9 protein-coding genes and 1 pseudogene are annotated in these 16564 nt (G+C 70.3%); 9 read left to right on the forward strand and 1 reads right to left on the reverse strand.

The window, feature by feature from the left end; genetic code table 11:
* Positions 1 to 8 precede the first annotated feature (8 nt).
* The 4 genes from OTB20_RS31715 to OTB20_RS31730 all read left to right on the forward strand — a co-directional run bounded on the left by OTB20_RS31715 (position 9) and on the right by OTB20_RS31730 (position 7755).
* Entirely contained in the window at positions 9 to 1022 is a 1014-nt protein-coding gene (locus tag OTB20_RS31715) for a LacI family DNA-binding transcriptional regulator (RefSeq protein ID WP_267822802.1), read from the forward strand.
* Positions 1023 to 1031: 9 nt separating this feature from the next.
* A complete protein-coding gene (locus OTB20_RS31720; RefSeq protein ID WP_267822804.1) occupies positions 1032 to 3251 on the forward strand; it encodes a glycoside hydrolase family 3 N-terminal domain-containing protein in 2220 nt (739 codons plus the stop codon).
* Entirely contained in the window at positions 3248 to 4711 is a 1464-nt protein-coding gene (locus OTB20_RS31725) for a glycoside hydrolase family 43 protein (protein WP_267822806.1), read from the forward strand. Before OTB20_RS31720 ends, OTB20_RS31725 begins: the two co-directional genes overlap by 4 nt.
* A 317-nt stretch (positions 4712 to 5028) precedes the next feature.
* Positions 5029 to 7755, forward strand: coding sequence for a beta-L-arabinofuranosidase domain-containing protein (locus OTB20_RS31730; protein ID WP_420716529.1), 2727 nt, complete (start codon positions 5029 to 5031; stop codon positions 7753 to 7755).
* 106 nt (positions 7756 to 7861) lie between these two features.
* Here OTB20_RS31730 and OTB20_RS31735 read toward each other — a convergent pair whose 3' ends face one another.
* Entirely contained in the window at positions 7862 to 8893 is a 1032-nt protein-coding gene (locus tag OTB20_RS31735) for a LacI family DNA-binding transcriptional regulator (protein ID WP_267822810.1), read from the reverse strand.
* A gap of 267 nt (positions 8894 to 9160) precedes the next feature.
* On the opposite strand from OTB20_RS31735, the gene OTB20_RS31740 reads away from it, so the two are divergent.
* The 5 genes and pseudogenes from OTB20_RS31740 to OTB20_RS42565 all read left to right on the forward strand — a co-directional run.
* Positions 9161 to 10132, forward strand: coding sequence for a glycoside hydrolase family 6 protein (locus tag OTB20_RS31740; protein ID WP_267822812.1), 972 nt, complete (start codon positions 9161 to 9163; stop codon positions 10130 to 10132).
* Positions 10133 to 10230: 98 nt separating this feature from the next.
* Positions 10231 to 11520 (forward strand): glycoside hydrolase family 6 protein, encoded by a 1290-nt coding sequence (locus OTB20_RS31745; protein WP_267822814.1) that lies wholly within the window; start codon positions 10231 to 10233, stop codon positions 11518 to 11520.
* Positions 11521 to 11866: 346 nt separating this feature from the next.
* Positions 11867 to 13303, forward strand: coding sequence for an endo-1,4-beta-xylanase (locus tag OTB20_RS31750; protein WP_267822816.1), 1437 nt, complete (start codon positions 11867 to 11869; stop codon positions 13301 to 13303).
* 121 nt (positions 13304 to 13424) lie between these two features.
* Positions 13425 to 14696 carry an RICIN domain-containing protein gene (locus OTB20_RS31755; RefSeq protein WP_267822873.1) on the forward strand — a complete coding sequence of 424 codons (1272 nt, stop codon included), beginning with the start codon at positions 13425 to 13427 and terminating at the stop codon, positions 14694 to 14696.
* A gap of 154 nt (positions 14697 to 14850) precedes the next feature.
* Positions 14851 to 16563: pseudogene (locus OTB20_RS42565) on the forward strand (glycoside hydrolase family 2 TIM barrel-domain containing protein); the annotation flags it as partial.
* Position 16564 lies beyond the last annotated feature (1 nt).

Below are 16564 nucleotides of genomic sequence, written 5' to 3' on the forward strand. Positions count from 1 at the left end.
GAGAGAAGTTGAGCGAGCAGCGTCCGACCCTGGCCGTCATCGCCGCGGAGGCAGGCGTCTCGCAGGCCACCGTGTCCAAGGTGCTCAACGGCCGCTCCGACGTCGCACCCTCGACGCGCGAACGCATCGAGAGCCTGCTGCGATCTCACAACTACCTCCACCCCGGGCGGCAGGGCAGGGCCCGCAGATCGGGCCTGGTCGACCTGATCATCGGCGGTCTGGACAGCGCGTGGGCGGTGGAGATACTGCGCGGCGTCGAGGCCGAGTGCGCCCAGCGGAGCGTCGGCACCGTCGTGTCCCTCGTCCCACCGGGCGAGGCCACGCCGTCGAGCTGGGCCGCACTGCCGGTCCTGCACCACAGCGACGGCGTCATCCTCGTCACCGCCTCGGTCACCCAGGCCCAGCGCGCCCAGGTCGAACAGGCCGGGGTGGCGCTGGTCGTCATCGACCCGATCGACCTGCCGGGCAACGGTGTGCCGAGCATCGGCGCGACCAACTGGGCGGGCGGCCTCGCCGCCACGGAGCACTTGCTGGAGCTGGGGCACCGCCGGATCGCCGCTATCGGCGGGCGCAAGGAGATGCTCTGCAGCCAGGCCCGCATCGACGGGTACCGGGCCGCGCTGGAGCGGGCCGGGATCGAGGTCGACCGCGACCTGATCCGGTTCGGCGACTTCCGGCACGAGGGCGGGTTCCAGCGCGCCAGGGAACTGCTCGCCCTCCCCGAGCCGCCGACCGCCGTCTTCGCCGGCAGCGACCAGCAGGCGATGGGCGTCTACGAAGCCGCCCGGCAGGGCGGGCTGAGCATCCCGCAGGACCTCAGCGTGGTCGGCTTCGACGACCTGCCGATGTGCGAATGGCTTTCACCGCCGCTGACGACGGTGCGTCAGCCGTTGGAGGAGATGGGCCGGCTCGCCGCACGCACGCTCTTCCAGCTCCTGGACGGCCAAAACCTGGTCAGTCCCCGGATGGAGCTCTCGACCGAGCTCAAGGTCCGGCTCTCCACCGCCCCGCCCCGTCTCTAGGAGAACTCCTTGACCGAGCCCTGGCGTGACCCCCTCCTGCCCGTGTCCATACGGGTCGCCGATCTGCTGAAACGGATGACGCTGGAAGAGAAGGCGGGTCAGCTCGCCGGCTTCTGGGCGCTGCCCTCGGATCCGGGGGCGCCGGTCGCGCCGATGGAGGACGACTCCGGCGAGTCCGCGCCCGGCCTCGACGACATCGTCGCCCACGGGCTCGGCCAGCTCACCAGGGTGTACGGCACCGCGCCGATCACCGTGGAAGCCGGGATGGAGCGGCTCGCCTCGCTCCAGCGGCAGGTGACCGGAGCCGGCCGGTTCGGGATCCCGGCGGTCGCTCACGAGGAGTGCCTGACCGGGTTCATGACGTTCGGGGCGACGGTCTTCCCCGGGCCGCTGGCCTGGGGTGCGTCCTTCGATCCCGGGCTCGTGCGCCAGATGGCCGCCGCCATCGGCACGGGGATGCGGCGGGTCGGCGTCCACCAAGGGCTGGCCCCGGTGCTCGACGTGGTCCGCGACTACCGGTGGGGCAGGACCGAGGAGTGCATCGGCGAGGATCCCTATCTCGTCGGAGCGATCGGCACCGCTTATGTGCAGGGTTTGGAGGGCGCCGGGATCGTGTCGACGCTCAAGCACTTCGCCGGGTACTCGGCCTCGCGCGGCGGCCGGAACATGGCCCCCGTCGCCTCGGGGCCGCGCGAGTTCGCGGACGTACTGGTGGAGCCTTTCGTACGGGCACTGCGCGAGGGAGGCGCCCGGTCGGTGATGAACAGTTACACCGACGTGGACGGCGTCCCGGTGGCCGCCGACGAACGTCTGCTGACCGAACTGCTCAGGGGTGAGCTCGGTTTCAGCGGTGTGGTCGTCGCCGACTACTACGCCATCTCCTTCCTGGAGACCCGGCACGGCGTCACCGGATCGCGCGGCGCGGCCGGCGCGCTGGCACTGACCGCCGGAATCGACGTCGAGCTGCCCACGGCCCGTTGCTACGGCGAGCCGCTGACCGCACTCGTGCGGTCAGGAACCGTACCCGAGGAGCTCATCGACCGGGCCGCGGAACGGGTCCTGCTGCAGAAGGCCGAGCTCGGCCTGCTCGACCCCGACTGGGAACCCGCCGACCCCGGGCCGGTCGACCTCGATCCGCCGGAAAACCGGGCACTGGCCAGGCTCCTGGCCGAGCGGTCCACCATCCTGCTCGCCAACGACGGCACCCTGCCGCTGCGGCCGTGCCGGGTGTCGGTCAGCGGGCCGTACGCCGACGACCCCCGCTCCTTCCTCGGCTGCTATTCCTTCCCCAACCACGTCGCGCTGCCCGGCGACCTCGGGCTGGAGATCCCGACGCTCGGCGAGGCTCTCACCGCTGCCGGATTCACGGTCACCGCGGACGATCCCGACGTGAACGTGCTGGTGCTCGGGGACCGGGCGGGCATGTTCGGCCGGGGCACCTCCGGAGAGGGCTGCGACGCCGAGACCCTCGACCTGCCCGGCGATCAGGCCGCGCTCGCCTCCGCCGTTCTGGACTCCGAGGTGCCGACCATCCTGGTCCTCGTCTCCGGACGGCCCTACGCGCTCGGCACGCTGGCCGAGCGCGCATCGGCCGTGGTGCAGGTCTTCTTCCCCGGCGAGGAGGGCGGGACGGCGCTGGCCCGGGTCATCAGCGGGGCCGCGGAACCGTCCGGGCGGCTGCCCGTCTCCATCCCCCGTCAGGTAGGCGGCCAGCCCGGCACCTACCTGCACGGCAGACTCGGCGGGCACACCGACTGGAGCTCGGTGGACCCGACGCCTCTGTTCCCCTTCGGACACGGGCTGAGCTGGACCAGCTTCACCTGCTCGGAGCTCTCGGTGGATCCCGTCGCCGCGACGGACGGGGCCGTCTCGGTTTCGGTCACGGCACGCAACGTCGGCGAGGTGACCGGGACCGAGGTGGTTCAGCTGTACCTCTCCGACCCCGTGGCGTCCGTCGTCCGGCCGCAGCGGTGGCTCGCCGGATTCGCCAGGGTCGAGCTGCAGCCGGGCGCGGCCGCCCGGATCACGTTCTCCGTCCATGCCGACCGGACCTCTTTCACCGGACTCGACCTGCGCAGAAGGGTGGAGCCCGGGGAGATCGGCGTGGCCGTCGGACGGTCCAGCGGCGATCTTCCGCTCCGGGGCTCCTTCACTCTGGAGGGCCCCGTACGCCACCCGGCGGCCGACCGGGTACTGTCCGTGCCGGTCGAGATCGTCCCGGTTCCATGACCGGGTTCTTCGGTGATCCCGTGCTGCCCGGGTTCCGGCCCGACCCGTCCGTCTGCCGGGTGGGATCCGACTACTACCTGGTGACGTCGAGCTTCGAATGGTTCCCGGGCCTTCCCGTGTTCCACAGCCGCGATCTCGTGAACTGGCGGCGCATCGGCTCCGCGCTCGACCGGGCGTCCCAGCTCGACCTCGACGGGTGCGAGCCCTCACGGGGTTTGTTCGCACCGACGATCCGGCACCATGACGGCGTCTTCCACCTCGTCTGCACGCTGATGGACGGCCCCGGCCATTTCGTCGTCACGGCGACCGACCCGGCGGGGCCGTGGTCGCAGCCGCACTGGCTGGACGGCGAGGGCTTCGACCCGTCGCTGTTCTTCGACGACGGGCCGGACGGAGGCGACGGCCGGGCCTGGTTCACCGCCGCCCGCGTGCTGGACGGGGCCGCCGGCCGCACCGAGATCTGGATGCGCGAATACCTTCCCCGTGAACGACGGCTCACGGGACCCGAGCATGTCCTGTGGTCAGGAAGCCACCCGGACGCCCGGTGGTCGGAAGCCCCGCACCTGTACAAGATCGACGGCACCTATCTCCTGCTCACCGCCGAGGGCGGCACCGACGTGGACCACAGCGTGGTGGCCGCCCGCGCCGACCGCGTGACCGGCCCCTACGAGGGCGCCCCCGGCAACCCGGTGCTCCCACCCGCCAAGGGCCCTGTCACCTGCACCGGGCACGCCGACCTCGTCCAAACCCCGTACGGCGACTGGCGGGCCGTCCTTCTGGGCGTGCGTCCCGGCTCCGCCCTCGGCCGCGAGACCTTCCTCAGCCGGATCACCTGGGAAGAGGGCTGGCCGGTCTTCTCCCCCGTCGTCCACACCGGCCTTCGCCGGCCCCTCCACGACGGCTTCGCCACCCTCTCCGCCGACTGGAGCACCCTGCGCACCCCGGCCGCGCCGTTCTGGACCACCGGCGACGGGCTCCGCCTGCGGCTCCGCCCCGACCGCCTCGGCGAACGCACCACCCCGTCCCTCCTGGCCCGCCCCCAGGAACAGCCCGACTGCGACGTCTCCACCGAACTGCACTTCGCCCCCGCCGCACCGGGCGAGCAGGCAGGCCTCGCCGTGGTCCTCGACGACGACACCCACCTCCTCTTCCTGCGCACCACGGAAGGACTCAGCCTCCATCACGGGCCCGAGGTCCTGGCCGGCGTTGCCGTCCCCCCGGGCCCCGTTCGACTGGGGGTCCGCATCCGCGGCTTCAGCCACACCTTCGCCCACGCGGTACCCGACGGTGCCTGGCAGGACCTGACCACCGTCGAAGCCACCTTCCTCACCCCGCTGTTCACCAGCATCCAGCTCGGCCTCTACGCCACCTCCCATGGCCGCCCCTCCACCAATCAAGCCTGCTTCGCGTGGTTCGACATCACGTACCCGGGCCCACAGGAACCGCCCGGCAGGCCCTGACGTCGCCGATGCCGCGGCCAGGTGGCGGTCAGCTTCCGCCACCTGGCCGCTCGCACCTCACGTCCCACCCAGCCGACCCCATTGACCTCGGTGTACGTGGCCGCGATGCACGCCGCCGGAGCGGATCGATCGCCCGGTGCAGCTGCGCGGTGCGCGGGACAGCCTTGTCGGCACCGCCCGTCGAAGGTATTGACACGTCAACTGTGAGCGTTAACACTCGTGCGCAGCAGGCGGCCGCACCGACCTCGCAGCCGCCGGTCGAAGCCCGACAGTCCTTGGGCGCGCACCCTCATCTCTCACGGACCATGGAGTTCGCCATGCCGGTTCCGCCCTTCAGTCGCCGCGCCATGATCAAGGCGACCGGCGTCGCGGCCGTAGCCGCGGCCGTCGGCCCCGTACTGAACACCGTCTCCGCCGCGGCGGAGACGCCCCCGGTCAGGTCCGACGTCGGAGTGTCGACGTTCCCGTTCGACCTGGGTCAGGTCCAGCTCACCAGCAGCCGCTGGCTCGACAATCAGAACCGCACCCTGGCCTATCTCCGCTTCATCGACGTCGACCGCCTGCTGTACAACTTCCGCGCCAACCACCGGCTCTCCACCAACGCCGCAGCCCCGACCGGAGGATGGGACGACCCGGCGTTCCCCTTCCGCACCCACGTGCAGGGCCACTTCCTCACGGCATGGGCCCAGGCCTACGCCGCGGTCGGGGACACCACCTGCCGCGACAAGGCCGACCGCATGGTGGCCGAACTCGCCAAGTGCCAGGCCAACAACTCCACCGCGGGCTTCTCCGCCGGCTACCTGTCGGGCTTCCCCGAGGCCGACTTCACCAGCCTCGAAGCAGGCACGCTGAACAACGGCAACGTCCCGTACTACTGCGTCCACAAGACCATGGCCGGTCTGCTCGACGTGTGGCGCCTCATCGGCAACACTCAGGCCCGCGATGTGCTCCTCGCGCTCGCCGGCTGGGTCGACCGGCGCACGGCCGCGCTCAGCCAGAGCAAGATGCAGTCGTTGCTGGGCGTCGAGTTCGGCGGCATGAACGAGGTGCTGGCCGACCTCCACCAACAGACCGGCGACGCACGCTGGCTGACCACCGCCCAGCGGTTCGACCATGCGGCGGTCTTCGACCCCCTCGCCGCGAACCTGGACCGACTGAACGGTCTCCACGCCAACACGCAGGTGCCCAAGTGGATCGGAGCCGTCCGCGAGTACAAGGCCACCGGGACGACCCGCTACCGCGACATCGCCGCCAACGCGTGGACGATCTGCACCACCTCGCACACCTACGCCATCGGCGGTAACAGCCAGGCGGAACACTTCCGGTCCCCGAACGCCATCTCCGGCTTCCTGGTCCCCGACACCTGCGAGCTCTGCAACTCCTACAACATGCTCAAGCTGACCCGAGAACTGTGGCAGCTGGACCCCGGCCGGGCGTCGTACTTCGACTTCTACGAGAAGGCGCTGCTCAACCACGTCATCGGCGCCCAGAACCCGGCCGACCCGCACGGGCACGTCACCTACTTCACCCCCCTCAACCCGGGCGGCCGCCGCGGCAAGGGCCCGGCGTGGGGCGGCGGCACCTGGAGCACCGACTACGACACGTTCTGGTGCTGCCAGGGAACGGGCATCGAGTCCAACACAAAGCTGATGGACTCCATCTACTTCCACGACGGCAGCACCACCCTCACCGTGAACCTGTTCCTCCCCTCCGTCCTGAACTGGACCCAGCGAGGCATCACCGTCACCCAGACCACCTCCTACCCGGCCGACGACACCACGACGCTCAAGGTCACCGGCGGCGTCGGCGGGACCTGGTCCATGCGCGTCCGCATCCCCGGATGGACTTCGGGCGCCACCCTCAGCGTCAACGGCGTCGCCCAGACCGTCACGGCCAGTCCGGGCACCTACGCCACGCTCACCCGGTCCTGGGCCTCCGGCGATACCGTCACCGTGAAGCTCCCCATGCGCGTGGCCCTCCAGGCCGCCAACGACAACCCCGGTGTCGCGGCGATCACCTACGGCCCCGCCATCCTCGCCGGCGACTACGGCAGCACCACACTGTCCTCCCTCCCGGCCCTGGACCCCTCCTCGATCACCCGAACCAGCAGCACCGCCCTCGCCTTCACGGCCACCGCCAACGGAACGAAGGTCGGCCTCGCCCCCTTCCACGACGCCCAGGGTTTCAACTACACCGTCTACTGGCGGACCGACAGTCCCGGCTTCCGTCTCGTCAACGCGGCCAGCGGACTCGTCCTCGGCATCCGGGACATGTCCACCGCCGACGGGGGCCTCGCTCTGCAGTGGACCGACTCCGGCACCGCAGACCACGACTGGCTCCTCCTCGTCGACGGCACCGCACTGCGGCTGCGCAACCTCAACAGCGGCAAGGTCCTCGGCGTGAAGGACATGTCCACCGCCGACAACGCCCCGATCCTCCAGTGGGCCGACACAGGCACCGCCGACCACCGGTGGACCGTCGTCGACGCCGGCAACGGCTACCACAAGCTTCGGAACGTCCACACCGGCAAGCTGCTCGGCATCGAAGGCGGCGCCACCGCCAACGGCGCCGCGGCCGTACAGGTGCCCGACACCGGAGCCCCCGCCGGCCAGTGGCAGTTCGTCCCCGACGGCGCCAGGCGCATCCAGAACGTCGCCAGCGGGCGGGTACTCGGTGTGCGGGACATGTCCACCGCCGACGGCGGCCTCGCCGTCCAGTGGGACGACAACGGCACCGCCGACCATCTCTGGACGGCCGTCGTCGACACCGGCGGCCACCTGCGCCTGCGCAACTCCCACAGCGGCAAGGTCCTCGCCGTGGAGAACGGTGGCACCGCCAACGGCGCCCGGATCGTCCAGTGGGCGGACAACGGCACCGCCGACCACCGGTGGCGCCTGCGCCACGGCGGCGGCGACACCTTCAGGATCCAGTGCGCCAACAGCGGCCGCGTCCTCGGCGTCTCCGGCGCCTCCACCGCCCAGGGAGCACAGACCGTCCTCTGGGACGACAACGGCACCAACGACCACCTGTGGCGATTCATCTGACCCCGCGCCGAGTCCCCCGATCGCCACAGGCCGCTCGCGGCGACGGGAAATCGAGTGGGAGGCGCTCACGTCAGATCGGGCCGACCCTGCCGGAAGCGACCGCCGATCAGGCCGACGCGGGCAGACCGGGGGCGGACTCGCGCACGGTCAGGCGGGTCGGGAGGATCAGCGGGCTGGGACGGTGGCCTTCGATGGCGCTGACCAGCATCCTGGCCATCTCCTGCCCCAGCGCCCGCACCGGCTGATGGACCGTGGTCAGCGGCGGGCTGGTGTGCCGGGCGCTCGCCAGGTCGTTGAAGCCGATCACCGCGACGTCCTCGGGCACCCGGAGCCCCCGTTCCCGCAGGGTGCGCAGAGCGCCGATGGCCATCGCGTCGGAGGCCGCGAACACCGCGTCGGGATCGGTGTGCGCCCGGAGTAGTCGCTCCATCGCCTCGGCGCCCCCCTCCTCGGTGAACTGCCCGGGCTCGATCCCGAGCAGCGGCAAGCCGGACAACGTCAGACCGTCGGTGAACCCCTGCTCGCGCGCGACGGAGGCCCTGGTGTCCACCTGCCCGGTGATCATCACGGGGCGTCGGCGGCCCGTGCGCGCGAAGTGCTCGGCGGCCAGGCGGGCACCGCCCCGGTTGTCGGCGTCGACGTACCACGTGGGCTCCCCGATGAGCGGGAGTCCGCCGAAGACGACGGGGAGATCGACCTCCTCGCCCAGGCGTCCCAGGGGATCGTCGCCACGCAGCGCCATCAGCATGACACCGTCGGCCCGGCGGGAGCGCAGCAACCGCTCGAACCTCTCCCGGCCGCGGGGGGTGTTGGCCAGCAGCAGGATCAGTTCCAGTTCGGTCTGCTCCAGCGCCGCGCTGACGCCGACGATGACCTCCGCGAAGAACGGGTCCGCGAACAGCCCCGGCTCGTCGCTGGAGAGCGCCAGCACCACCGCTCCGACCCTGCGGGTCGCCAGGGCCTGCGCGGACGGATTGGGCACGAAATCCAGCTCGCGCACCGCCCGTTGGACCGCCTCCCGCTTGGCGCGGCTGACGTGCGGGGCGTTGTTGATCACCCGGGAGGCCGCCGTGCGCGACACACCGGCTCGTGCGGCCACCTCGTCGAGGGTCGGCATGCGCTTGGGTGACGGCTCCATGGAAGAACTGCTCCTCGGGCTCACGCGGTCGGCGAACAGCGGCCATGATTCCATGCACCGTTCCGACTTCAGACCTGGACGTCGGTGATGCCCTTGGTTCGATTTGGTAGCGCTTCCAAGCTGTCGCGCCCTACCGGTCACTGCGGTACTTCTGCGTTCAACCTCTTGACACGCCCTGGCGGCCGACCCAATCATCCCATCAGCGCTGTCCGGCCCCCATCAAAACTGGAAGCGCTTCCACTTCCCCACCCCACCGGAGGAAGAACCATGCGCAAGCCCGTCCGAGCCGCATCCGCCCTGCTGGCCGGTATCCTCGCCGCCGGCCTCGCCGTGATCAACGCCGGCCCGGCGCACGCCGCCGACCCGACCACCATGACCAGCGGCTTCTACGCCGACCCCGACAACTCCGCCCTGCGATGGACCAACGCGAACCCCGGCGACGGGCGGGCGGCGGCGATCCGGACGTCCATCGCCAACACCCCGGCTGCCCGCTGGTTCGGCAACTGGAGCGGCGACATCGCCGCGGCCACCGGCGCCTACGTCGGCCGCGCGGACGCCTACGACAAGCTGCCGATCCTGGTCGCGTACAACATCCCCAACCGGGACATCTGCGCCGGTCACTCCGGCGGTGGCGCGGGGAGCCGCGCCGCGTACGACGCCTGGATCGCCGCCTTCGCCAGTGGCATCGGCAGCCGCCCGGCCGTGGTCGTCCTCGAACCCGACGCGCTCGGCCACGAGAGCTGCATGACGGCCGGCCAGATCGCCGAGCGCAACGCCATGCTGAAGAACGCCATCGCCCAGTTCAAGGCCAAGGCACCCAATGTCTGGGTCTACCTCGACGCCGGGAACCCCGGCTGGATCGACGCCTCGACCATGGCACGGCAGCTCGCCGCCGCCGGTGTCAGCGGAGCACGCGGCTTCGCACTGAACGTCTCCAACTACTTCGCCACCGACCAGAACACCTCCTACGGCAACGCGGTCAACTCCGCCCTGAGCTCCTACGGCTACACCAAGCCGTTCGTCGTCGACACCAGCCGCAACGGCAGCGGTTCCAACGGCCAGTGGTGCAACCCCGCCGGCCGCCGGATCGGTACTCCCAGTCAGCGCGGCGGCGGTGCCGAGATGCTGCTGTGGATCAAGATCCCCGGTGAGTCCGACGGCAACTGCGGCGTCGGGTCGGGCTCCTCGGCCGGACAGTTCCTGCCGGAGGTCGCCTACAAGATGGTCTACGGCTACTGAGCCCTTCCCTCACCGCAGGCCGGGCCCTGGCGCCGGGCCGACCCCCACGCGGCCCGACGCCCGGGCCCGCGACCCCAACACCGCACCGAAGGACCTCCATGGGCATCCCCCTGCACCGATTAGTCCTGGCAGCGAGCGCACTCACGCTGCTCCTCGGCGCCGTCGCCCCGGCCTCAGCCGAGGCGAGCTCCGCGCCGGCCTCCCACACGCTTCCCACGAACACCCGCTTCTCCGTCGATCCCGGCAGCGACGCGGCCCACCAGGCCGTCACCGACCTCGTCCGCGGAGACTTCGAGGGCGCCAAGTCCATGGCGAAGCTGGCCAGTTGGCCGGAGGCCGTCTGGTTCACCGACGGCACCCCGGAGCAGGTCGAATCCCGCGTACGCGACCTGGTGCGCCGCGCCGAACGAACCCGGACGGTTCCCGCCCTGGTGGCCTACAACATCCCGCTGCGCGACTGCTCCCAGTACTCCTCCGGGGGTGCGCAGTCGGACGCCGAGTACCAGGCCTGGATCAGCGCCTTCGCCCGGGGGCTCGGCCGTAGCAAGGCCGTCGTCATCCTCGAACCGGACGGGCTGGCCAACCTCCCCTCCGACTGCGGTCCCGGCAGCGACCCCACCGGCGCGATCACCACCGGACGCTTCGCCGACCTCAACCACGCGATCGACGTGCTGGGGCAGCAGCCGAACAGCGTCGTCTACCTCGACGCCGGCAACAGCCACTGGCGCAGCGTCGGCGACATCGCGCAACGGCTCCTCCAGGCCGGTGTCACCCGTACCCAGGGCTTCTCGCTGAACGTCTCCAACTATCTGGCCACCGACCTGTCCACCCACTACGGCACCTGGGTCTCCCAGTGCCTGTGGTTCGCCACCAAGGGCCCGGACTGGGCCAGGGGGCACGCCGACTGGTGCGCGAGCCAGTACTACTCCCCCGCAGCACCGAACGACGGGCAGCCTGGACACTCCGTAGACGTGGACGACCCGTCCACTTGGCACTGGACCGACCGCTGGTTCCAGCAGAACGTCGGTACCCCGCCCGCGCAGGAGCTCACCCACCTGGTCGTCGACACGAGCCGCAACGGCCGGGGCGCCTGGACCCCGCCCGCGGGCAAGTACAGCGGCGACCCGCAAACCTGGTGCAACGCGCCCGGTCGCGGCATCGGCGACCGGCCGACCGCGAACACCGGCGTCCCGCTCGTCGACGCCTATCTGTGGATCAAGACCGTCGGCCAGTCCGACGGCCAGTGCAACCGCGGCATCCCGGGCGGCACCATCGACCCGGAGTACGGCATCGTCGATCCCGCGGCCGGCGTGTGGTGGCCTGAGCAGGCCAAGTCCCTCGTCCGGAACGCCAACCCGGCACTGGAGTTCAACACCGTCCTGCGCTGACCGAGGCGGGGAAATATCTGATGTGGCCTGAGCTTTCGGCGACATCCCACTGAGCGATCCTCATCGAAATACTTTCGATGAGGATCGCTCAATTTAAAGGGGCTACCAGGTCACTCCAATGGGGCGAATTCTCGAAATTCTTTCGAAAGTCTTGACTTGTTTCGGCGGGGTTTCCAGACTGATGCCCGAGGCGGTGCGGCCCGTCTATGTCCGGGTTCTGGGTGCCGTCCTCGGATCTTTACGCCCTGGTGGTGAGCGCCCTTTCTCAATGGACGCGGGCGTCGTTCACGCGGATTCACTCTGCCGCGCTCCAATCCTTCCGTGACTTCTTTCTGGAGGCCAATTCATGGGCTCACATGCCATTCCCCCACCCACCGTCCGCCGGAAGATCGGCGGCCTGTATACGGCCCTGGTCGTCGGCGTCCTCGGTTCGGCCGTCGCGCTGGTGGCGCCGCTGACCTCACACGCCGCCGAGAGCACGCTCGGCAGCGCGGCGGCGCAGAGCGGCCGTTACTTCGGCACCGCCATCGCCTCGGGCAGGCTGGGCGACTCGGCGTACACGACGATCGCTGGACGCGAGTTCAACTCCGTGACGGCCGAGAACGAGATGAAGATCGACGCCACCGAACCCCAGCGGGGCCAGTTCAACTTCACCGCCGGTGACCGCGTCTACAACTGGGCGGTGCAGAACGGCAAACAGGTGCGCGGCCACACCCTGGCCTGGCACTCCCAGCAGCCCGGCTGGATGCAGAGCCTCAGCGGCAGCACGCTGCGCCAGGCGATGACCAACCACATCAACGGCGTGATGGCCCACTACAAGGGCAAGATCGGCCAGTGGGACGTCGTGAACGAGGCCTTCCAGGACGGTACTTCGGGGGCCCGGCGCGACTCCAACCTCCAGCGCACCGGCAACGACTGGATCGAGGTCGCCTTCCGCACCGCGCGTGCCGCCGACCCGGCCGCCAAGCTCTGCTACAACGACTACAACGTCGAGAACTGGACCTGGGCCAAAACCCAGGCCGTGTACACCATGGTCCGGGACTTCAAGCAGCGCGGCGTGCCGATCGACTGCGTCGGCTTCCAGTCCCACTTCAACAGCGACAGTCCCTACAACAGCAACTTCCGCACCACCCTGCAGAGCTTCGCCGCCCTCGGCGTCGATGTCGCCATCACCGAACTCGACATCCAGGGCGCTTCGGGCACGACCTACGCCAACGTGACCAACGACTGCCTGGCCGTCCCGCGCTGCCTCGGCATCACCGTCTGGGGAGTGCGCGACACCGACTCCTGGCGACCGGAGCACTCGCCGCTGCTGTTCAACGGCGACGGCAGCAAGAAGGCCGCCTACTCCTCCGTCCTCAACGCACTCAACGCCGGCTCCCCCACTCCGACGCCCACGCCCGGTTCCGGACAGATCAAGGGCGTCGCTTCGGGCCGCTGCCTGGACGTGCCCGGTGCCAGCACCACCGACGGCACCCAGGTCAACCTGTGGGACTGCAACAACCGCACCAACCAGCAGTGGTCGTACACGGCCGGAGGCGAGCTCAGGGTCTACGGCGACAAGTGCCTGGACGCCGCCGGCACCGGCAACGGGACCAAGGTCCAGATCTACAGCTGCTGGGGTGGCGACAACCAGAAGTGGCGCCTCAACTCCGATGGATCCATCGTCGGAGTCCAGTCCGGACTCTGCCTCGACGCCACCGGCAACGGCACCGCCAACGGCACCCAGATCCAGCTCTACTCCTGCTCGAACGGCAGCAACCAACGCTGGACCCGCACGTGACCTGCCGCGGTGAAGGGGTGAGCCGATGAAGACCTACGGCGCGACTTCCCCCGCTCCTCCACACCGAAACCGCTGGTGGTCCCGGTTGGCCGCCGTAGTGGCGGCGACCCTTGCGATCGGCATGCTCGTCGCGGTGCATCCGGCGCCCGCCGAGGCGGCGACGGTGGACGGCAATGCCTGGTACGTCCTGGTGAACCGCAACAGCGGCAAGGCACTGGACGTCTATGGCGTGTCCACCGCCGACGGCGCGCGGGTCAGCCAGTGGACGCGCAGCGACGGAGCCAACCAGCAGTGGCAGTTCGTGGACTCCGGCGGCGGCTTCTACCGGCTCAAGGCGCGGCATTCGGGCAAGGTCCTCGACGTGAGCGGCGCCTCGACCTCCGATGGCGCCGCGATCGCGCAGTGGGCCGACGGCAACGGGTCCAACCAGCAGTTCCGCCTGGCGGACTCCGACTCCGGCCACGTCCGGCTGATCAACCGCAACAGCGGCAAGGCCGTCGAGGTGCAGGGCGGCTCCACCGCCGACGGCGGCAACGTCGTCCAGTACACCGACTGGGGCGGCGCCAACCAGCAATGGCAGATGGTCAAGCTGTCGTCCGGAGGCGGCGGATGCGGCAGCGCCCCGACCCTGGCAAGCGGTACGCACACGATTCAGAGCAGCGGCAAGAGCCGCAGCTTCATTCTCAGAATTCCCGACGACTACACCAGCAGCCGGCCCTACCGCCTGATATTCGCGTTCCACTGGCGGGGCGGAACCGCCGGCGAAGTCGCTTCGGGCGGAACGAGCGGAAACGCCTGGTCCTACTACGGCCAACAGGAACAGTCGAGCAACAGCGCGATCCTCGTCGCGCCCCAGGGTCTCGGCAACGGCTGGGCCAATTCGGGCGGTGAGGACATCACCTTCGTCGACGACATGATCCGGCGAATCGAGGGCGGCCTCTGCGTCAACACGGCGCAGCGTTTCGCCACGGGTTTCAGCTGGGGCGGCGGTATGAGCTACGCACTCGCATGCACCCGGGCGAACGTCTTCAGGGCTGTCGCGGTCATTTCCGGCGCACAGATCAGCGGGTGCAGTGACGGCACCCGGCCCATCGCCTACTTCGGAATCCACGGCGTCAGCGACTCCGTCCTCGGCATCGCGCAAGGACGGTCCCTGCGCGACAGGTTCGTCAGCAACAACGGCTGCACTCCCCAGAGCCCGCGCGAGCCCGCGCCGGGCAGCCGCACGCACATCACCACCACCTACTCGGGCTGCCGCGCCGGGTACCCGGTCCAGTGGGCCGCGTTCGACGGCGGCCACCTGCCCGGTCCGGTCGACGGCTCCCCCAACGAGAGCGGCGTCGCGACCTGGACCAAGACGGAGATCTGGAGGTTCTTCGCACAGTTCCAGTGACATACCCGCACCAGGTGAGTGGAGCCAGGATGATCCTGGCTCCACTCCGTCGCCGTCCCCCCAGGTCCGGCGGCGGTGCGCATGACGCGCTTCCCGCAAGACACCTTCGATAGTACGGTCGCCCGCATCACCTGCGACCGCCGGAGGTTTCCGCATGTCCGCCCGCTATTTCGAGGACTACGCACCCGGCCACGGCAGGGCCGCACCGCGCGCGGCCCTGGACTCCGATGCCCCCAAAATCGACCTCAACGGGGACTGGGCGTTCCGGTTCTCACCTGCCCTGCGCCCGGAACCGGACGGATTCGAAGCCCCGGACTTCGACGACAGCTCCTGGGACACCCTTCGCGTCCCCTCGCACTGGCAGCTGAGGGGCCACGGTCGGCCCGTCTACGTCAACATCGCCTACCCGATACCGGTCGACCCTCCCTTCGTCCCGGACGAGAACGAGACCGGGGACTACCGCCGGATCTTCGACCTGCCCGGCACCTGGGCGGACACGCCGGCCGTGCTGCGCTTCGAGGGCGTGGACTCGTGCGCCCGGGTCTGGCTGGGCGGCCGCGAGCTGGGCGTCACCTACGGCAGCCGCCTGCCGACCGAGTTCGACGTGACCGGGCTGCTGCGGCCCGGCCGCAACGTGCTGGCGGTCCGGGTGCACCAGTTCTCCGCCGGCACCTACCTCGAGGACCAGGACACCTGGCGCCTGTCGGGCATCTTCCGCGACGTGTCCCTGCTGGCCCGCCCCGCGGGCGGCATCCGGGACGTCTTCGTACACGCCGGCTACGACGCGGACACCGGCGCGGGCCGGCTCCGCGTGGAGGCCGACGCCGACGCGCCGGTGCGGATCGACATCCCGGCCCTCGGGATCCACGACCAGCCGGCCGGAGCCGAGTTCGCCTTCCCGGAGGTACGGCCCTGGAGCGCGGAGGATCCTCAGCTCTACACCGCGTACCTGGCCACCGCCGCCGAGCGGGTCCGGATCCGGGTGGGATTCCGCAGCATCGCCGTCGACGAGGCCGGAGTACTCCGGGCGAACGGCCGCCGGGTGGTGCTGCACGGGGTGAACCGGCACGAGTTCGACCCCGACCACGGCCGTGCGCTCTCGCTCGGAACCATGCGCCGCGACGTGGAGTTGATGAAGCAGCACAACATCAACGCCGTGCGCACCGCGCACTACCCGCCGCACCCCGCGTTCCTCGACCTGTGCGACGAGCTCGGCCTGTGGGTCATGGTCGAATGCGACCTGGAGACCCACGGCTTCGAGCACGCCGACCCGGAGCGCTGGCAGCGCAACCCCTCCGACGATCCCCGCTGGCGCGACGCCTACCTGGACCGCATCGAGCGGACCGTGGAACGGGACAAGAACCACCCGAGCGTCATCCTGTGGTCGCTGGGCAACGAGGCCGGGGACGGACGCAACCTGCGGGCCATGGCCCAATGGGTCCGGCGGCGCGACCCGTCCCGGCCGATCCACTACGAGGGCGACCGGCTCGGCGAGTACACCGACGTACACGGCGAGATGTACCGCCCGCCCGCCGCCGTCGCCCGGATCGGCCGGGGAGAGCTACTGCCGGGCGAGGTCTCCTACCCGGCCCGCGCCGGCTCCGGCGACCCGGCGGACGACGTGCGCAACCGCAAGCCCTTCCTCCTCACCGAGTTCGCCCACGCCATGGGGAACGGGCCCGGCGGGCTCACCGAGTACCTGCGGCTGTGCGGCGAGTACCCGCGGGTCCAGGGTGGCTACGTCTGGGAGTGGATGGACCAGGGGCTGCGCACCCGTGACGCCCAGGGGCGCGAGTTCTTCGGCTACGGCGGCGACTTCGGCGAGGACCTGCACGACGGCAACTTCATCTGCGACGGCCTGGTCCTAC

Source organism: Streptomyces sp. H27-H1 (genome assembly GCF_026627445.1).
GTDB lineage: Bacteria > Actinomycetota > Actinomycetes > Streptomycetales > Streptomycetaceae > Streptomyces.

What these genes read in the sequence shown, in the direction of transcription:
- OTB20_RS31725 (WP_267822806.1), top strand. Translation starts at nt 3,248, where the DNA reads ATGACCGGGTTCTTCGGTGATCCCGTGCTGCCCGGGTTCCGGCCCGAC.
- OTB20_RS31730 (WP_420716529.1), top strand. Translation starts at nt 5,029, where the DNA reads ATGCCGGTTCCGCCCTTCAGTCGCCGCGCCATGATCAAGGCGACCGGC.
- OTB20_RS31735 (WP_267822810.1), bottom strand. Translation starts at nt 8,893, where the DNA reads ATGGAGCCGTCACCCAAGCGCATGCCGACCCTCGACGAGGTGGCCGCA.
- OTB20_RS31740 (WP_267822812.1), top strand. Translation starts at nt 9,161, where the DNA reads ATGCGCAAGCCCGTCCGAGCCGCATCCGCCCTGCTGGCCGGTATCCTC.
- OTB20_RS31745 (WP_267822814.1), top strand. Translation starts at nt 10,231, where the DNA reads ATGGGCATCCCCCTGCACCGATTAGTCCTGGCAGCGAGCGCACTCACG.
- OTB20_RS31750 (WP_267822816.1), top strand. Translation starts at nt 11,867, where the DNA reads ATGGGCTCACATGCCATTCCCCCACCCACCGTCCGCCGGAAGATCGGC.
- OTB20_RS31755 (WP_267822873.1), top strand. Translation starts at nt 13,425, where the DNA reads ATGCTCGTCGCGGTGCATCCGGCGCCCGCCGAGGCGGCGACGGTGGAC.